14 protein-coding genes are annotated in these 16932 nt (G+C 74.8%); 12 read left to right on the forward strand and 2 right to left on the reverse strand.

Annotated elements, in window-relative coordinates; all coding sequences use genetic code 11:
* The first annotated feature begins 54 nt into the window (after window positions 1–54).
* Together ACFRAV_RS09720 and ACFRAV_RS09725 are read left to right on the forward strand one after the other, a co-directional pair.
* Complete coding sequence (locus tag ACFRAV_RS09720; protein WP_382553196.1) at window positions 55–828, forward strand: BTAD domain-containing putative transcriptional regulator; 774 nt, start codon at window positions 55–57, stop codon at window positions 826–828.
* A complete protein-coding gene (locus ACFRAV_RS09725; protein WP_382553199.1) occupies window positions 828–1655 on the forward strand; it encodes a thioesterase II family protein in 828 nt (275 codons plus the stop codon). Before ACFRAV_RS09720 ends, ACFRAV_RS09725 begins: the two co-directional genes overlap by 1 nt.
* Here ACFRAV_RS09725 and ACFRAV_RS09730 read toward each other — a convergent pair.
* Entirely contained in the window at window positions 1614–4355 is a 2742-nt protein-coding gene (locus ACFRAV_RS09730) for an ATP-binding protein (RefSeq protein ID WP_382553200.1), read from the reverse strand. The two genes, ACFRAV_RS09725 and ACFRAV_RS09730, sit on opposite strands and share 42 nt — an antisense overlap.
* 261 nt (window positions 4356–4616) lie before the next feature.
* On the opposite strand from ACFRAV_RS09730, the gene ACFRAV_RS09735 reads away from it, so the two are divergent.
* The 8 genes from ACFRAV_RS09735 (at window position 4617) to ACFRAV_RS09770 (ending at window position 13316) form a co-directional block, all read left to right on the forward strand.
* Window positions 4617–7262: a DUF6531 domain-containing protein gene (locus tag ACFRAV_RS09735; RefSeq protein ID WP_382553203.1), complete on the forward strand. Its 2646-nt coding sequence runs from the start codon at window positions 4617–4619 to the stop codon at window positions 7260–7262.
* A 42-nt stretch (window positions 7263–7304) separates the two neighbouring features.
* Window positions 7305–7709, forward strand: a complete 405-nt coding sequence (locus tag ACFRAV_RS09740; RefSeq protein WP_382553205.1) for a hypothetical protein — start codon at window positions 7305–7307, stop codon at window positions 7707–7709.
* A 102-nt stretch (window positions 7710–7811) separates the two neighbouring features.
* Window positions 7812–8846, forward strand: coding sequence for a 3-oxoacyl-ACP synthase III family protein (locus tag ACFRAV_RS09745; protein WP_382553206.1), 1035 nt, complete (start codon window positions 7812–7814; stop codon window positions 8844–8846).
* Between the two features lie 4 nt (window positions 8847–8850).
* Window positions 8851–10743: an HAD-IIIC family phosphatase gene (locus ACFRAV_RS09750; protein WP_382553209.1), complete on the forward strand. Its 1893-nt coding sequence runs from the start codon at window positions 8851–8853 to the stop codon at window positions 10741–10743.
* The gene (locus ACFRAV_RS09755; protein WP_382553211.1) at window positions 10740–10967 is read left to right on the forward strand and encodes a phosphopantetheine-binding protein; all 228 of its coding nucleotides are present in this window, start codon (window positions 10740–10742) and stop codon (window positions 10965–10967) included. Before ACFRAV_RS09750 ends, ACFRAV_RS09755 begins: the two co-directional genes overlap by 4 nt.
* Complete coding sequence (locus ACFRAV_RS09760) at window positions 10964–11740, forward strand: 2-oxo acid dehydrogenase subunit E2 (protein ID WP_382553214.1); 777 nt, start codon at window positions 10964–10966, stop codon at window positions 11738–11740. The genes ACFRAV_RS09755 and ACFRAV_RS09760 overlap by 4 nt, the downstream gene beginning before the upstream one ends.
* Complete coding sequence (locus ACFRAV_RS09765) at window positions 11737–12819, forward strand: alpha/beta hydrolase (RefSeq protein ID WP_382553216.1); 1083 nt, start codon at window positions 11737–11739, stop codon at window positions 12817–12819. The genes ACFRAV_RS09760 and ACFRAV_RS09765 overlap by 4 nt, the downstream gene beginning before the upstream one ends.
* Complete coding sequence (locus ACFRAV_RS09770) at window positions 12816–13316, forward strand: flavin reductase family protein (RefSeq protein ID WP_382553219.1); 501 nt, start codon at window positions 12816–12818, stop codon at window positions 13314–13316. Before ACFRAV_RS09765 ends, ACFRAV_RS09770 begins: the two co-directional genes overlap by 4 nt.
* A gap of 18 nt (window positions 13317–13334) precedes the next feature.
* On the opposite strand, the gene ACFRAV_RS09775 is transcribed toward ACFRAV_RS09770, so the two are convergent.
* Window positions 13335–14024 carry a TetR/AcrR family transcriptional regulator gene (locus tag ACFRAV_RS09775; RefSeq protein WP_382553221.1) on the reverse strand — a complete coding sequence of 230 codons (690 nt, stop codon included), beginning with the start codon at window positions 14022–14024 and terminating at the stop codon, window positions 13335–13337.
* 79 nt (window positions 14025–14103) lie between these two features.
* Here ACFRAV_RS09775 and ACFRAV_RS09780 point away from each other — a divergent pair, with 79 nt between their 5' ends.
* Both ACFRAV_RS09780 and ACFRAV_RS09785 read left to right on the forward strand, forming a co-directional pair.
* Window positions 14104–15564, forward strand: coding sequence for a DHA2 family efflux MFS transporter permease subunit (locus tag ACFRAV_RS09780; RefSeq protein WP_382553223.1), 1461 nt, complete (start codon window positions 14104–14106; stop codon window positions 15562–15564).
* A 268-nt stretch (window positions 15565–15832) separates the two neighbouring features.
* Window positions 15833–16870 carry an LLM class flavin-dependent oxidoreductase gene (locus ACFRAV_RS09785; RefSeq protein WP_382553225.1) on the forward strand — a complete coding sequence of 346 codons (1038 nt, stop codon included), beginning with the start codon at window positions 15833–15835 and terminating at the stop codon, window positions 16868–16870.
* Window positions 16871–16932: the final 62 nt, after the last annotated feature.

Raw genomic sequence — 16932 nt, forward strand, 5'->3', positions numbered from 1 at the left:
AGAGTTGATGCAGTTCGAAGCGAAAGCTTGTTCCCGTTATCGCGCGAGGTGTCGATGCGCTACGAGTTGCTCGGCCCGCTCCGGGTCACGAACGGCGGGGAGACCTTCTCCCTCAGCGCCCCCAAGATGGAGATGACGCTGGCCACCCTGCTTCTCGGGGCCGGCCGGGTCACCACCAAGGACCAGCTGGCCACCGAACTGTGGGGTTCCTGCCCGCCGCGGCGCGCCTCCGCGGCGGTGCACGTCTACCTGTCCCAGTTGCGGAAGTTCCTCGTGTCCGCGGGGGACTCGGAAGGCAGGGCCATCAGCACCCGGCCCTCCGGCTACGTGCTGCACCTGGACGGCGCCGCCTACGACGTCGCCGAGTTCCAGGAGCTCGTGCGGGACGGCCGCCACCACCAGGACGCCGGCCGTCACGAGGCTGCCCTGGAGGCCTTCGAACTGGCGCTCCTGCTGCTGCGGGGGCCGGTCCTGGACGGTCTGGCCGAAGGGCCGGCGCTGTCCGCCTTCGCGACCTGGGCGGAGGCGGAACGGCTGGACTGCCTCGAGCTGTCCGTCGAGGCCCGCACCGCGCTCGGCCGGCACCGGGAGGTGATCAGCCTGCTCGACGGGCTGATCGCGCAGTACCCGCTGCGCGAGTCCTTCTACCGGCAGTTGATGCTGGTGCTGTACCGCGCCGAGCGCCAGGCGGAGGCGCTGCGGGTGTACCGCAAGGCGCAGCGGGTGCTGCGGGCGGAGCTCGGGCTGGAGCCGTGCCGCTCCCTCAGACGGATGCACCAGGCGATCCTGACCTCCGACCGGGTCCTCGACCTGCCGCTGGCGAGCTGATGGCGGCGGACCCGCGGGAGCTGTGGCTGCGGCGCTTCCACCCGGCCCATGCCCTCGCCCCCGAGATCGTCTGCTTCCCCCACGCAGGGGGCTCGGCGGCCTACTGGCACCGGCTGTCGTCCGTCCTCACCCCGCAGGCCGAGGTGTCGGCCGTGCAGTACCCGGGGAGGCACGACCGCCACCGTGAGGTCCCGGCCGCCGACCTGCACACGCTCGCCGACGAGGTCGCCGAGGCCCTGGGCCGCGCCGACCGCCCCAGGATCCTGCTGGGGCACAGCATGGGCGCCTCGCTCGCGTACGAGGTGGCGGTGCGGCTCGCCGCGCGGGGCCACGGCGAGCCGTCCGCCCTGATCGTCTCGGGGCGCCGGGCCCCCTCCCGCGCGGCGCCGGCACAGGACCGGCTGTCGGACGACGCGGCGCTGGTGGCCAAGGTGCGCAGCCTGGGCGGCACCGGGGCGGACGTGCTGCGCGACCCGGACATGCTGGAGCTGATGCTGCCCGTGCTGCGCGGGGACTACCGGGCGCTGGCGGCGTACACGCCCAGCCGCGGACCCGTGCTGCGCTGCCCGGTGCTGGCCCTGGCCGGTGACCGGGACGGCGAGGCGTCCGTCGAGGAGGTCCGGGCCTGGCGGGACCGGACGACGGGGGAGTTCCGGCTGCGCGTGTTCGAGGGCGGCCACTTCTTCCTGACGGAGCACCTGGACGCGGTCGCCGACCTGGTGCGTGGGGCGCTGCCGCAGCGGCCGGTCCGGCCGGCGCCCGCCGGTGGGGCGCCGGCCGGCCGCTCAGCCGGCCAGGGCCAGCAGCCGGGCCAGTTCCGCCCGTGAGCTGACGCCCAGCTTGCTGTAGATGCGGGTGAGGTGGGCGTCGACGGTGCGCGGGCTCACGCGGAGCTCCTCGGCGATCTCACGGGACTTGCGGCCCTCGCCCGCGAGTGCCGCCACCTCCCGTTCGCGCAGGGTGAGTTCGGCCAGCGCCTGCTCGGGCCGGCCGCCCGCCGCGCGGTGCGCGGCGCGTGCCAGCTCCTTGGCCCGAGCCCCCGACGGGCTGTTGACGACGAACAGTTCGAGGGCGTCGCGGTAGCATCCCGCGGCCTCCTCCCGCAGTCCGCGCGCCAGGAGCGCGTGACCGCACGCCAGCAGCGCGTGCCCCTGCTGCTCCGGCAGCCCCACCGCCGAGGCGGCCTCGGCGGCCTGGTCGGCCCATTCCTGGACGCTGTCGGCGTCGACACCGCTCTGCACCCCGGCGGCGGCCAGCAGTTCGTACCCGCGCGCGGCGAGCACGGCGACCGGCTCGGACACCCGCCAGGCCTCCCGGCGGGGCAGCAGCAACGCCAGCGCGGCGGCCCCGTCGCCCGCCGCGAGCAGGGACTCGGCGATCAGCAGCGCGCTCAACGGGGTGCGCGGCGCCGACGACGGCTCCCCGTCGGCCGGCGGCGCGGGCGACGCGCCCGGCGTCTGTCCCAGCTGGGCCCACGCCGCCGCCGCGATCGCGTCGGAGAGACCGACGTGGTCGGTGCGGCCGGCGGCCTCGGCCACCGCCCGGCCCTCCTGGGCGGTGCTCAGCGCGTCCGCCAGGTGGCCCGCCTGGTGGTGGACGTAGGCCAGCGTGTCGAGCAGCGGCGGGAGCAGATGCGCGTCGCCGCGCTCCCGCACGGCCGACAGCGCGCGCTCGCCGTGCCCGCACGCCGGCCCGTACCAGCCCATCAGCGCCTCGGCCCAGCTCAGCATCAGCAGGTACACCGACTCCTGCTCGTCCGCGGGCTGCCCGTCGTCGAGGTCGTCGAGCGTCTGGGCGGCCGAGTAGAGCGCCATCTCCGCGGTGCGGGCGTCGCCGGTGAGGACCGCGCACATGCCGCGCAGCACCAGCGCGCCCGCCGCGGTCATCGCGTCGGCCTCCGCGGTCTGCCGCACCAGCGCCTCCGCGTCGGCCCGCACCGGAACCTGACCCGCCAGAACCTTCACCACGCGCTGCTGTACGTGCAGGAGCGCCAGGTCGCCGGAGGCCGGGGCCGGCGTCGAGTCCAGCTCCGCGCCGATCAGGGACAGCGCCTCCTCGTCCAGACCGAGCGAGGCCAGGACGGCCGACAGCAGCACCGCCGAGGCCACCCGGTCCGGGGTGCCCGCCCGGCCGGTGAGGGCGGGCGCCGCCAGCAGTTCGCGGACCAGGACCCGTACCCCGTCCGCGTCACCGGACGCGGTGAGCGCCTGGACGACAGGACGCCACAGCTCGGCCCCGGCAAGCACCTCGCCCGTCTGCTGCGGGGCGGTGCGCTGCATCCGGATCGCCGCGGTCAGCCAGCGCGCGGCGTCCGCGGGACGCCCCCGGTGCAGCTCGGCCCGGGCCGCGGAGGCCAGCACCCGCAGGTCCGACGGCTCCGGGGCGCTCCCGGAACGGGCCACGTGCGGGGCGAGGTCGACGGCCGACGCGCCGGCCTCGGTGCACCACCGCCGTGCCCGGCGATGGGCGCCGGCCCGCCAGCAGGCGTCCGTCGCCGCGTACAGGCAGGTGCGCAGCAGCGGATGGCGGAACGTCAGCCGGCCGGGGACCGCGGGACGCACCAGGTCGCGGCGGCGCAGTTCCCCCAGCGCCGCGCAGGCCAGGTCCCGGTCCAGCCCGGCGACCGCGGCGACGGAGTCGACGTCGAAGGCGTCGCCCAGTACGGCCGCCGCGTCGGCCGCGGTGCGCACCGGCTCCTCGAGGTGCGTCGTCTCGGCGAGCAGCCGGGCGGCGGAGCCGCCCCGGGCGAACAGGTCCGGGGCGTCGTCCGCGCGCTCCGCGGACGCGAGCATCGTCAGGTACAGCGGGGTGCCCCGGCTCTCCTGGTGCAGCCGGACCGTTGCGGGGGCGGTCACCGGTGCGCCCAGCAGGCGCCCGGTCTGCTCCAGGGACAACGCGGGCAGCTCCACGAGGTCCGCCGTGCCCTGCTCGACGCCGTGCCGCAGGGCGGCGGAGAGGTCCACCGGCGACTGGCGGGGCCGGTGCGCGACCACGAGGGCGAGTCCTCCCTCGACGGGCCACCGGACCAGCATGTCGAGCAGGGCCACCGAGGCGGGATCGGCCCAGTGGCAGTCGTCCAGCATCAGCAGCAGGCCTCCCGGCGCGCCGGACAGGCACGCGCCGATCCGATGGCGCAGCTCGGTGTAGTGCAGGCAGCGCTGCGTGAAGTCGGCCGTGCCGCCCGCGGAGGGGTCCTCCGCCAGGGCCCGGACCAGGGCGGCGGCCGGCGGGGCGGGCGCGCCGGGGCCGTCGAGCGCGGGCCAGGCCGTCAACGCCTGCGTGAGGGGATGGAAGCGGATCGCCCTCCCCGCCTCGGTGCAGTGACCCCGCAGGACCGTCAGCCCCTTGCGACGGGCTCGGTGGGCGAGGGCGGAGAGCAGCCGGGTCTTGCCCGTTCCCGGGTCGCCCGCCAGCTCGACGGCGCGGCCTCCTCCCGCGGCGGCCGTGTCCACGGCGCGCAGCAGCCGGTCCAGTTCCTCGGTACGGACGGTGCCCGGTTCGACGGTTTCCACAGCGGCGACGCTCATCCTTCACGTTCCTTCCCCGTGGTGCGTAGCTCCTCCGTGCCGTTCCTGCGGCCGCCCGCGGACGGCGGCCGGGCCTCAGCCTAGAAGAGCCGCGGACGGGTCGCCGGATGTGTAACACAAGCTTCATGACGGTGACGGGCCGCGTACGGCGAGGGCCGCAGGAGCCTTAGGCGTGCTTTAGACGCCCGCCCGAACCTGGTGCTCCCGACGGCGTCCGCATGCCCAGGACGCCGGCGTCCGCGACCGAACGAGGAGCCGCCCGTGTCCGTCACCCAGGACGTGCCCGCTCTGCGCCCGCCCCGGCCCTCCCCGCCGGCCTGGCTCCCCACCGTGCTGCGGATCCCCCTCGGCGACCTCACGGAGATCGGCGTCGACCTCGCCGAGGGAGAGCTGACGGTGCGGCAGCTGGACCTGGTCGTGGCCGGAGGGGAGCATCCGCTGCGGCTGGTGCGCGAGTACCGCGGTCTACGCCGCGGCGAGGGGGAGTTCGGGCCGGGGTGGACCTTCACCGCCGGGCAGGGAGTGCGGCAGGAGCGCGCCGACCGGGCCGTGCGGCTCGTCGACGCACGGGGCCGGGGCGCCGTGCTGCACCGCGACGGGCAAGGGCGGATCGTCCGCCTGACCGACCCGCTCGGGCGGCACATCGCCTCGTACCACCACGACTCCGCGGGGTCCCTGGTGCGCGTGCGCCACCAGGCGGGACCCGTCACCGACTTCGTGTGGGACGCCGAGGACCGGCTGGTGAGCCTCGCGGCCGAGGGGGAGACGCTCCGTTTCTCCTACGACGGCGGCTACGCGGTCGTCGAGATCGACTGGAGCGGCCCGGACCGCTCGGCGCGCATCGAACTCGCCTACGCCGACGGCCGCACCACGGTCAGCGGCCCGGGCCCCGGGCACAGCGTGCACACCTTCGACGCGCTCCGCAGGCCGGTGGGACTGACCGGTCCGCTCGGTGACGGGACGCGCCAGCACTGGGACGACGGCGGACGCCCCGTGAGCCGCGTCGACGCGCTCGGAGCCGTCCTCACCCGCACCTACGACGAGCAGGGCCGCCCGACCGGACTCGTCCTGCCGACCTCCGGCCGCTCCCACATCGGCTACGGCGACCCGGCCCACCCCGCCCTGCCCACCCTGCTGCGCGACCCGGCGGGAAACGAGCTGCTGCTGCGGTACGACGCCGCGGGCCGGCTCGTCCAGGCCCGGACACCCGACCGGGACGCCCCTCTGGAGAGCCGCACCTACCACCCCGGACACGGCGGGATCGCCACCAGGACCGACGGGAACGGCGCCGTCACCGCCTTCGAGCACGACGCGCACGGCGACCTGCGCGCGGTGACGCCCCCCGCGCCGCTCGGCCGCACCGAGTTCCACCGCGACGCGCTGTCCCGGATCACCGGTGTGAGAGCCGGGAACGGCGGGCGCACCGGATACCGGCACGACGCGGCGGGCCGGCTGACCGAGGTCGTCGACGAGGACTCCGGGCAGCCGCTGCTCACCCTCGCCCGCGACGGGTTCGGCCGCGTGGTCCGCAAGGCGGGGCCAGGCTGGGCCTACGACTTCCGCTGGGCGGCCACGCCCGCGGGCAGCCGGCTCCTCTCGGCGGTGCGCACAGCCGGTGACGAGCGCGAGGGGACCGGCGCCTCCTACGACGCGGCAGGCTCCCTCACCTCGGTGACCACGGCAGGCGGCACCACCCGTTACGTCCTGGACGCGGCGGGGCGCGCGGAGCGCGTCGTCACCCCTTCGGGCAGGACCGCCCGGCTCCGCCACGACGCAGCGGGCCGCCTGACCGGCGTGGACTTCGGGCGCGGATCCCTGACGATCCGGTACGACGGGGCGGGGCGCAGGACCGCCCTCACGGTGACCGACGCGTCGGGGCGCACCGTACTGAGCGAGGAGTACGGCTACGACTCCGGCAGCGGCGCCGACAGCGACGTGCTGCGGTGCACGGTCTCGGACGGAGAGTTCACCGGCTACGCCTACGACGGGCTCAAGCGACTGGCGCGCGCCGGGGGCACCGAGTACGCCTACGACGCCGCCCACCACCTGGTACGCCTCGGCGAGATCCGCTTCACGCTCAACCCGGCAGGGCAGGTCACCCGCTTCGGGGAGACGGAGTTCGCGTACGACGGCGCCGGCAACTTCACCGAGGAGACCAACCCCACCGGCTCCTTCACCTACAGCCCGACGAACCAGACGCTCACCGGCGTCTTCGGCGGACGCCAGGTGGTGGACATCGCCTACGACGGGCTGGGCCAGGAGACGCCCCGCCGGATCACCGAGACCACCGTCGAGGGCGACACCGTCACCCACCTGCTGACGCACGGCCCGCTGGGCGTCCTGCGCGTCACCGACGACGGCGTGCCCACCGACTTCGTGAGGACGCCCGACGGCGCCCTCCTCGCGGTCGTGACGGCCGACGGGCGGCACTACTGGGCCGTCACCGACCAGCGGGGATCGGTGCTGGCCCTGCTGGACGAGGAGGGCGCGCTCGCCGCCCGGTACCGCTACACCCCGCACGGCGCCGTCACCGCCTCCGGCCCGGCCGCGGCCGTCAACCCCTTCCGGTACCGGGGGGCCTACCAGCTGCTGCGCAGCGCCCACGTGCTCGACCACCACCTCTACAACGGTCACTGGGGCCGGTTCACCCAGCCCGACCCGACCGGCCGCCAGTACGCCCCCTACACCTACGCCGACAACGACCCGCTGAACAGTGGGACCTGGACCCGGCACGACTTCTGGTCCGTGCTCGCCCGGCCCCACGAACCGGCCGCGCAGGTGTTCCTGCCCGCACCGCCGGGCCCCGGCGAGGACACCGCTGCCGTGTTCACCGGCGCCGGGGCGACCCCCGACACGCCGCCGCTGATCGCCGCCCCCGCGCCGTCCCTGACCGTCCACCACCCCTGAGCCCCGCCACCACGAGGCTCCCTCACCCCTGAAAGGACCGACATGGCTGACCAGATCGTGCTGCGCGTGCCGAAGGAGATCGTCGTGAAGGTGGTCGACGACGTGGACGTCGCCGACCCGCGGACCGGGCAGACCGGAACCTTCGACGACGAGCTGTACGACGAGACGGGCCGGCAGATCGGCACCGCCCACGGCTCGTTCCGCATCGCCTACGTACGCCCCGACGACGGCGGCCTGATGACGTACTACACCGAGGACATCACCCTCGAGGACGGCACCATCCACGCCGAGGGCTGGGCCGACTTCAACGACGTCCGCACCAGCGAGTGGGTGTACTACCCCGCGACCGGGACCTCGGGCCGCTACGCGGGACTGACCGGCTTCCGGACCTGGCGCATGACCGGCGTCCGCGCCTCCGCCGAGGCCCGGATCCTGCTGTCCGACTGAACGACCCAGCGACTGAACGCCCCAGCGACTTGCCGACTTGCCGACTTGCGGCCTTCGCGACCGAGCGGCGACCGCGCCGACCACGCACAGAGAGGTCCCACGATGACCGGCCGGGACGTGTACATCCGTTCGGCGGCCTCGGCGCTGCCGGGCCCGCCCGTGGACAACGCCGCCCTGGCCCGCCGCCTGGGCATGGACGCACTGTGGGAGCAGTGGGTCGACGTGTTCATCGGCACCGCCTCCCGCCACCTCGCCCTCGACCTGGAGTCCGGCGAGGTCACCGGCACCCTGGCGGAACTCGCCGCCGAAGCCGGCCGCTCCGCGCTGGCCGCCGCGGGGACCGGGCCCCAGGAGGTGGACGCGGTGGTGCTCGCCACCGCGACACCGGACCGGCTCATGCCGGCCACCGTCAACATCGCCGCCGACCGGCTCGGCATCGACGGGGTGCGCACCTTCCAGCTGCAGTCCGGCTGCTCCGGCGCCGTCCAGGCACTGGACCTCGCCCGCCAGCTGCTGATCAGCGGGTCCGCCGAGACGGTGCTGGTGCTCGGCGGTGACGTGATCGCGCGGTTCTTCGACGTCGAACGCGACCTGCGCACGGCGGCCCCGGCCGAGCTCGTCAACTACGTCCTGTTCGGCGACGCGGCCGGGGCCGCCGTCCTCTCCACCCGGCCCGCGCCGGGCGCCGCCCTGCTGCGGCACGTCTTCACCCGCCTTGTGGGCCTGGGCCGCGAGCCGGGAGCCGTCCTGGAGTGGTTCGGCCCCGCCGACCGCGACGCGGAGCGGCCGGCCGCCACCGAGGACTACAAGGCCATCGAGAAGCACGTGCCGGAGATGACCGAGGAGGTGCTGGAGGAACTGCTCGACGCGGCCGGCTGGGCCCCGGAGGACGTCGACGTCCTGCTGCCGCCCCAGCTGTCCGGCCGCATGACGGGCCTGATCACCGAACGGCTCGCCCTGCCCGCCGCCCAGCCGGTCACCTGCGTCGACCAGGTCGGCAACTGCGGCAACGCCATCGTGTTCCTCCAGCTGGAACGCGCCCTGGCCGGCGCGCTCGGCCCCGGCCGGCGCGCGGTCGGCGTGTCCGTCGAGTCCAGCAAGTGGATCAAGGCCGGCTTCGCCCTGGAAGGACGCTGACGACATGGACGACGACCTGGCCGAACTCACCCGACTCCACCGGGACGGCGGCCTGGCCGCCCACTACCCGCGGGTGCGCGGACTGCTGGCGGAGCTCACCGGGGACTCCCTCGCCAGGGCCGGCCGGCTGCTCGCCCGGCTCGACCCCGACGACGTCCTGGCCGCGCACCCCGCCACCCCGGCCCCGCTCCTGGCACTGACCGGACACGGCACGCTGACCGGCGCGGTGCCCGCCCTCACCGCGGAGCTGGCCCGGCACGGGCTGCCGGCCCGGATCCGGCTCTCCCCGTTCGACAGCTGGGTCTTCGACCTGGTCGATCCGGCGAGCGAGCTGTACGCCGCGCGACCCGGCCTGGTGCTGTGCCTCCTGGACGCGGCCGTGGTCACCGACGACCTGCCGACGCCGTGGGGCGCCGACGACGTCGCACGCGTGCTGGAGGAGAAGCTGGGCCTGCTGGAGCGCGCCGCCGAGGTGTGCGCCACGGCGGCACCCGGCGCCACCCTGGTGCTCAACACCCTGCCGCTGCCCCAGGAGACGCCCGCCCAGCTGCTCGACCTGCGGGCACGGGCACGCCTGGGCGCGCTGTGGCGGCGGGCCGAGGCGCGGCTGCTGGAGCTGTCCGACCGTCATCCGCACGTGGTGGTCCTCGACCTGCAGCCCCTGCTCGCCCAGGGAGTGGCCGTCAGGGACGTGCGGCAGAGCGTCTACGCGCGCGCCCACCTCTCCGACGGGGTGCTCGCCCGCTACGCCCGCGAGGTGGGCCACCTGGCACGCCTGTCCACGGGCGGCGCGAAGAAGGTGCTCGCCCTCGACCTGGACAACACGGTCTGGGGAGGCGTCCTCGGCGAGGTCGGCCCCGACGGCATCGAGACCGACGGCGGCTACCGGGGAGAGGCCTTCCGGCGCTTCCAGCTGGTGGTGCGGCAGCTGGCCGCGCAGGGCGTCCTGGTCACCGCGGTCAGCAAGAACGACCTCGAGCCGGTGGAGAAGACGCTGCGCGAACACCCCGGACTCGCCCTGCGCGAGGAGGACTTCGTGCGGATCAGGGCCAACTGGCGTCCCAAGCACGAGAACCTCGCCGAACTGGCCGCCGAACTGAACCTGGGCGTCGACAGTTTCGTCTTCGTCGACGACAGTTCCTTCGAACGGGGCCTGGTACGGCGGGAGCTGCCGGGCGTCGCGGTGGTGGCGGTCGGCGAAGAGCCGGCCCTGCACCCGGAAAGGCTGCTGGAGGACGGCTGGTTCACCGCCCGGGAGCTGACCGACGAGGACCTGGTGCGGCCCGCCCGCTACCGCGAGGAGCGCGACCGGCAGGACTTCCTGCACACCTTCGACTCCCTGGACGGCTACCTGCGAGAGCTGGACACCACGGTGGCCCTGGCTCCGGCCGCACCCGAGGAGTACGCCAGGATCTCCCAGATCACCCTGCGCACCAACCAGTTCAACCTCACCACCCGGCGGCTCCAGCCCGCCGACGTGCGCGCCCTGGCCGCCGACCCGGCGGCCCTGGTGCTCGGCGTGCGCGCGGCCGACCGCTTCGGCGACCACGGCCTGGTCGGCGCCGTGCTGCTGCGGCAGGACGGCGAGGCGCTGACCGTCGACAACTTCCTGCTCAGCTGCCGGGTCTTCTCCCGCGGCATCGAACAGACGGTGCTGCACGCGGCGCTGCGGCACGCCCGCGACAGCGGGCTGCGGGAGGTACGCGCCGCCTACCGCCGCACCCCGAAGAACGGCAAGGTCGCCGACTTCCTCCCGCGTGGCGGGTTCACGGCCACCACGGTCACGGAGGAGGAGACCGTCTTCCGCCACGACCTGGCCGAGCTGCCCGAGCCCGCGGCACACATCCGTCTCACCGCGCGGTTCGGCCGCGCACCCGGCGAAGGGGACACTCCGTGAAGACCGTCGAGGACTACGTCGACCTGCTGCGCGACGAACTCGCCCTGCCCGTGACGGCCGAGGACCTCGGCCGGCCCCTGGACGCCGTGGCGGCCTGGGACTCCGTGCACCTGCTGACCTTGTGCACCCTCCTGGAGCGGGAGACCGGGCGGCCGCTGTCGCTGGCCGACGTCCTGGAGGCGCCCAGCCTGGAGGCCGTGTACCGGCTGGCGGTGGCGCCGTGACCGGACCGGCCCCCGAGATCCGGGAGGAGGCGCCGCCCCGGCAGCGGCGCCACACGCTGTTCTTCCTGGAGGTGATCCGCGACTTCTCGCCCGTCTTCCTCGACACCGAGGTGGACATGACCGGTGTCCTCGCCCACCGCGCGGCGGCCGCACGGGACGAGGGCCGCAGGTACAGCACCGTGTCCTACGTGCTGCACGCCGCCGGCCGGGTCCTGGCCCGGCATCCGGATGCGAACGCCGCCGTCCGCGGCGGGCCCCGCAGGCCGCGCGTCGCCCGCTACCCCTTCGTCAACGGCAAGGTGGCCCTGGACAGCACCCTGGAGGGCCGGCGGGTGGTGCTCGGCGCCGTGGTGCCCCGCGTGCACGAGTGCGGTCTCGGCGAGATCCAGGACCACCTGGACCGGGTGCGGCGGGGCGACCCCGAGCGGCTGCCCGAGTTCGAGGGGATCCGGCGGCTGCACCGGCTGCCCTGGGCGGAGGCCCGCAAGCAGTTCCGGCAGGCCGCCGACTCGCTGACGCTGCGCCCCCACGTGACGGGCACCTTCGCGGTGACCTCGCTGGGGCACCGCGCCGTGGACGCCTTCCATTCGGTGGGCGGCACCACCACGACGTTCGGGGTGGGCCGGGTCCTGGACCGCCCGGTGGTGCGGGAGGGCGGCGTCGCGGTGGCCCCCGTGATGCGGCTGAGCCTGTCCTTCGACCACCGGGTCATCGACGGGGCCGAGGCGGCGGACGTGCTGACCGAGGTGAAGGAGGCGCTGGAGGGCGTATGAACGACATCGCCGAACTGAAGAACTTCGTGGTGGCGCACACCCGTTCGCAGGGACTGCCCGCCACCCACTACGACCCCCTGCTGGCCCGGATCCGCGACGACGGCGCCGGCACGCCCGGGTCGTGGACGGGGGAGTGGTCCGCGCAGGCGGCGCGGCTGGAGGCGGAGGGCAAGCTCCTCGAGGCGAGCGTGCACCACAACATGGCGCGCTTCCCCTTCGTGGACGGACCGGCCCGGCGCGCGGCGCTCGACCGGTGCGTGGCCGCCTTCGACGCCTGGCGAAGCGGGTTCCCGGCGATCGAACGGCTCGACGTCGAACTCCCCGAGGGCCGCGTCCGCTGTTGGACCGCCGGACTGGACGCGGCCGATCCCAAGCCGCTGCTGGTCATGACCGGCGGCATCGTGTCCGTCAAGGAACAGTGGGCGCCGGTGCTGCTCCAGCTCGGCGCCCTCGGCTTCGCCGGGGTGGTGACCGAGATGCCGGGGGTGGGGGAGAACACCCTGCCCTACCGGGCGGACAGCTGGCGCATGTATCGAGCGTTGCTCGACGCGGTCGGCGGGCGCGCCGAGGTCTCGCGCACCTACGCGCTCGCGCTCAGCTTCAGCGGCCACCTGGCGTTGCGGGCCGCCCTGCACGACACACGGATCCGGGGTGTGGTGGGCGCCGGGATGCCGGTGCACGCCTTCTTCACCGACGCCGACTGGCAGCGCACCGTGCCCCGGGTGACGACGGACACGCTGGCCCACCTGACGGGCACCCGGCCGGACGAGGTGTACGGCGTGATCAAGGACTGGGCGCTGTCCCCGCGGGAGCTGGGCGAGCTGCGCGTCCCCGTCGCCCACGTCACCAGCCTGCGGGACGAGATCGTCCCGCCCGGGGACGCGGAGCTGCTGCGCTCGCGGGTGCCGCGGGTGCGGCTGCTGGACCACGACGACGTGCACGGCTCGCCGCGCTTCTTCGCGCAGACCCGGCTGTGGACGCTGCTGTCGGTACTGCGGATGCGCGGCGGTCACGCCGAGCAGCGTCTGGCGCTCACCCGCGAGTTCGCCCGGCTGCGGTACGGCGGGGGACGGGGATGAGCGGGATGCTCGAGCTGGAGGGAGGCCCGCGGTGTCTGCGCAACGTGCTCGGGCGGTTCGCCACCGGCGTCGTGGCGGTGGCGGGCCGGAACCCGGGCACCGGCCGCCGTGCGGCGCTGGCGGCCAACTCCTTCTGCTCGGTGTCGCTGGAGCCGCCGCTGGTGTCCTTCTGCGTCGCGCACACCAGCACCAGCTGGCCGCACATCAGGGCCGCGGGGCTGCTGGCCGTCAGCATTCTGGGCGCCGGGCAGCGGGAGGCGGCGACGCGGCTCGCGACGCCCGGCGGTGACAAGTTCACCGGGCTGCCGTGGCAGGCGTCGCCGGGCGGCGCGCCCCTCCTCGACGGCGCGCTGGCCTGGCTGGAGTGCACGGTGGAGGCGGAGCACCCGGCGGGCGACCACACCATCGTGGTGGCCCGCGTCGGCGCCCTGGACGCCCCGCACGACGGCGAGCCCCTGCTGTTCTTCCGCGGCGCCTTCGAACGCATCGGCGGCTGACCCGCCGTGCGCGCCCGCTCAGCCGGAGGCGGAGGGCGTCGTCGGGCCCGGGGCGCCGAAGGCGCGCAGGAAGGTGTCCACGCCGGCGGAGACGATCTTCTCCACCTGCTCGGGGTCCAGGGGGCGGGTGCCCAGCGCGCTCAGTTCGGGCAGCCCGTCGTAGACCAGGGCGATGAACTGGTTGGCGGCCCGCTCGGGGTCCTCCACCCGCAGGTGCCCGGCGTTGGCGAGCCGGGCGAGACGTCCGGCGAGGGCGTCGGTGAACTGGTCCGGGCCGCTGGCCCGCACCTCGTCGAAGAGGTCGGGGAAGCGGACCGCCTCGGCGTACAGCAGCCGGCGCACCGCCTCGGACTGCTCGTCGCAGTAGCAGTCGACGAGCTTGTGGGCCACCTCGCGCAGCCCGGGCCGCAGCCGGTCGGGGTCGTTCGGGAAGGACTCGAGGACCTGCAGCGTCTTGGCGTTCGACCGGGCGGCGGTCTCCGTCATCACGTGCCGGAACAGGTTCTCCTTGGACCCCAGGTGGTTGTAGATCGTGGGCTTCGCCACCCCCGCCTCGGTGGCGATCATGTCGAGGCTCGCCTGGGTGTAACCGACCTGCGAGAAGACCCGCAGGGCCGCCTCCACGATCGCGCGCCGCTTGTCCATGCGACCGCGCTCCGCCGGAGCCGAACGGGTCTTCGGGGTTTTGGGGGCCTCGCCAACGCTCATGACGCCATGCTACCGTCCCAGCCATGAAATTGAACTACCCAGTTAAATTCGATGGTGAAGTCGGTTCAAAGGAGTTGCCGTGTCTGTAACGAACGCGGAAGCCGGGCCCGCGCGGCTCGACCGCGCCCTGCTCACCGTCGTCGGCGTCATGGTGCTCGGCGGGATGATGTCCTACCTGGACGCGACGATCGTCAACGTCGGCATCAGCACCCTGGGCGGCGAGTTCCAGGCCTCACTGGCCACCATCGAATGGGTCACCACCGGCTACCTGCTGGCCGTCGCCCTGGCCATCCCGCTCGCCGGCTGGGCCGTGGTGCGCTTCGGCGCCAAGCGGATGTGGCTGCTGGGCCTGAGCGTCTTCCTCGCCGGCTCCGTGCTCTGCGCCTTCGCCTGGAACGCGGAGTCCCTGATCGCCTTCCGGATCGTGCAGGGCTTCGGCGGCGGAATGGTCGACCCGATCATGATGACGGTGGTGGCCACGGCCGCAGGGCCCGAGCGCATGGGGCGGGTGATGGGCCTGATCTCGGTGCCGATCACCCTCGGCCCGGTCGTCGGCCCGATCATCGGCGGACTGCTCCTGGACAACCTCTCCTGGGAGTGGATGTTCCTGGTCAACATCCCCTTCGCGCTCGCGGCGATCGTCCTCGCGCTGCGCGTCCTGCCCGCCGACCCGCCGCGCGGCGACGCCTCCGCCCCGCTGGACTTCGTCGGCGTGTTCCTGCTGCCGCCCGGCTTCGCCGCCCTCGTGTACGCCCTGTCCCAGGCAGGCGCGCACGGCTTCGGCAGCACCCGGGTGATCGCCGGACTCGCGGTCGGCGTCGTGCTGTTCCTCGCCTACGGAGTCCACGCGCTGCGCACCCGGGGCACCCCGCTGCTGGACCTCCGGCTCTTCGCGAGCAAGGGCTTCTCGGCGAGCGTGACCACCATGTTCCTGCTCGGCGGCGGCCTGTTCGCCCTGCTGTTCCTGCTGCCGCTGTACTACCAGCAGGTCCACGACCACAGCGTGCTGCGCTCGGGCCTGCTGCTCGCGCCGCTCGGCCTGGGCACCCTGATCGGCATGCCCGTCGCGGGAAACCTGGCCGACAAGTACGGCGCCCGGCGGCTCGTCCCGGCCGGCGCCGCGCTGATCGGGGCCGGAGCGCTCGTCTTCACCCAGGCCGACGCGGGAACCTCGCAGATCGCGCTCACCGCCGCCCAGCTCGCCGCGGGCTTCGGCATGGGCCTGGTCGGCGCGCCCACCATGGGCTCGGTGTACCGCACCGTGCCGGGCGACGCGGTGGCCGGCGCCACCGGCGCGGTCTTCATCCTCAACCAGATCGGCGCCTCGCTCGGCATCGCCGTCGTGGCCCTCATCCTCCAGGGCGGCGGCGCGCACCACACACCGACGGCCGACTCGTTCGCCGACGCGTTCTGGTGGCCGGTCGCGGCGGCGGTCGTCGTGTTCGCGGCCGGCCTGCTGCTCCCCGGCCGGCCCGCCCCCGCGCCCGAGCCCGCCGCGGAGGAGTCCGCACCGGCCGGATCCGTCGCCGACCCCGCCTGACCCGACCCCGCCTGACCCGGCGGCGTCCGACCCGGCGGCGCCCCGCCTGTCCGGGGGCAGCGTGCCGGACCGCTCGGACCGCCCCGGGGCGAGCGCCGCTCCCGGGGCGGGCACCGCTCCCGGAGCGAGCACGGCTCCTGGGCGCGCGCCCCTCCCCGGGTGAGCGCCACTCGCGGGGTGAGCGCCACTCGCGGGGTGCGCGTCGTCCGCCCTCCCCGGCGACGGCGCGCACCCCTCCCTTCCTCCGACTCCCTCCCAAGGACCGGCCATGACCACTGCCCTCGGCATACCCCTGTCCGTCCTCGACGTGGTGCCCGTCTTCGAGGACGGCTCCGCCACCGCCGCGCTGCGTGACACCGTGACGCTGGCCCCACGCGTGGAGGCACTGGGCTACCTGCGCTTCTGGGTCGCCGAACACCACAACACGCCCAGCCTCGCCACCTCCGCCCCCGGCATCCTGGCGGGCCGGCTCGCCGCCGCCACCAGCACCCTGCGCGTCGGTTCCGGTGGCGTCCTGCTGCCCAACCACGCCCCGCTGGTGGTGGCCGAGCAGTTCGGCACCCTGGAGGCACTCCACCCCGGACGCGTCGACCTGGGCCTGGGACGCGCCCCCGGAACCGACCCGTTCACCGCGCGGGCACTGCGCCGCTCCTCGCACGGCGAGGACTTCCTCGCCCAGATCGAGGAACTCGACGGCTACTTCGCCCCCGCCGACCCCGCCGACGGCATCGTCGCCGTCCCCGCCGCGGACGGACGGCCCCAGCTGTGGATGCTCGGCTCCAGCCCGGCCAGCGCCGAGGCCGCGGCCCAGCTCGGCCTGCCGTACGCCTTCGCGCACCAGATCGCCCCGCACGCCTCCGCCGCGGCCCTCGCCCGCTACCGGGAGGCGTTCCGGCCCTCGCCGTACCTCGACCGGCCCCGCACCCTGATCTCCGTCCTGACCACCGTCGCCGACAGCGACGAAGCCGCCCGGGCCGCGGCCGCGCCGTACCTGCTCGGCAAGATACAGATGCGCACCCGGCCCCGCTTCGACGCGTTCCCCACCCCGCGGGCCGCGGCCGATCACCCCTGGAGCCCCGGCGAACTGCGGTTCCTGGACGATCTGGTGGCGCCCCAGCTGATCGGCTCCCCGCACACCGTGCGCACCGGGCTGGCGGCGCTGGTGCGACGCACCGGCGCCGACGAGGTGATGGCGCTGACCGTCGTGCACGGGCAGGACGAACGCCTGCGCTCCTTCGAACTGCTCGCCGAGGCCGCCGCGGACGTCCCCGCGGCCACCGCCCAGGACGCCTCGGCCCGACGGTGACCCCACGGCTTCCGAGAGGGCGCGTCCCGGCCACCGGGACGCGCCCCACGTCGCCTTCAGGC

The sequence above is a fragment of the Streptomyces sp. NPDC056600 genome (assembly GCF_042792855.1).
GTDB lineage: Bacteria > Actinomycetota > Actinomycetes > Streptomycetales > Streptomycetaceae > Streptomyces.

Coding starts and splice junctions, on each gene's coding strand:
- ACFRAV_RS09720 (WP_382553196.1), top strand. CDS start 55: ATGCGCTACGAGTTGCTCGGCCCGCTCCGGGTCACGAACGGCGGGGAG.
- ACFRAV_RS09725 (WP_382553199.1), top strand. CDS start 828: ATGGCGGCGGACCCGCGGGAGCTGTGGCTGCGGCGCTTCCACCCGGCC.
- ACFRAV_RS09730 (WP_382553200.1), bottom strand. CDS start 4,355: ATGAGCGTCGCCGCTGTGGAAACCGTCGAACCGGGCACCGTCCGTACC.
- ACFRAV_RS09740 (WP_382553205.1), top strand. CDS start 7,305: ATGGCTGACCAGATCGTGCTGCGCGTGCCGAAGGAGATCGTCGTGAAG.
- ACFRAV_RS09745 (WP_382553206.1), top strand. CDS start 7,812: ATGACCGGCCGGGACGTGTACATCCGTTCGGCGGCCTCGGCGCTGCCG.
- ACFRAV_RS09750 (WP_382553209.1), top strand. CDS start 8,851: ATGGACGACGACCTGGCCGAACTCACCCGACTCCACCGGGACGGCGGC.
- ACFRAV_RS09765 (WP_382553216.1), top strand. CDS start 11,737: ATGAACGACATCGCCGAACTGAAGAACTTCGTGGTGGCGCACACCCGT.
- ACFRAV_RS09770 (WP_382553219.1), top strand. CDS start 12,816: ATGAGCGGGATGCTCGAGCTGGAGGGAGGCCCGCGGTGTCTGCGCAAC.
- ACFRAV_RS09775 (WP_382553221.1), bottom strand. CDS start 14,024: ATGAGCGTTGGCGAGGCCCCCAAAACCCCGAAGACCCGTTCGGCTCCG.
- ACFRAV_RS09785 (WP_382553225.1), top strand. CDS start 15,833: ATGACCACTGCCCTCGGCATACCCCTGTCCGTCCTCGACGTGGTGCCC.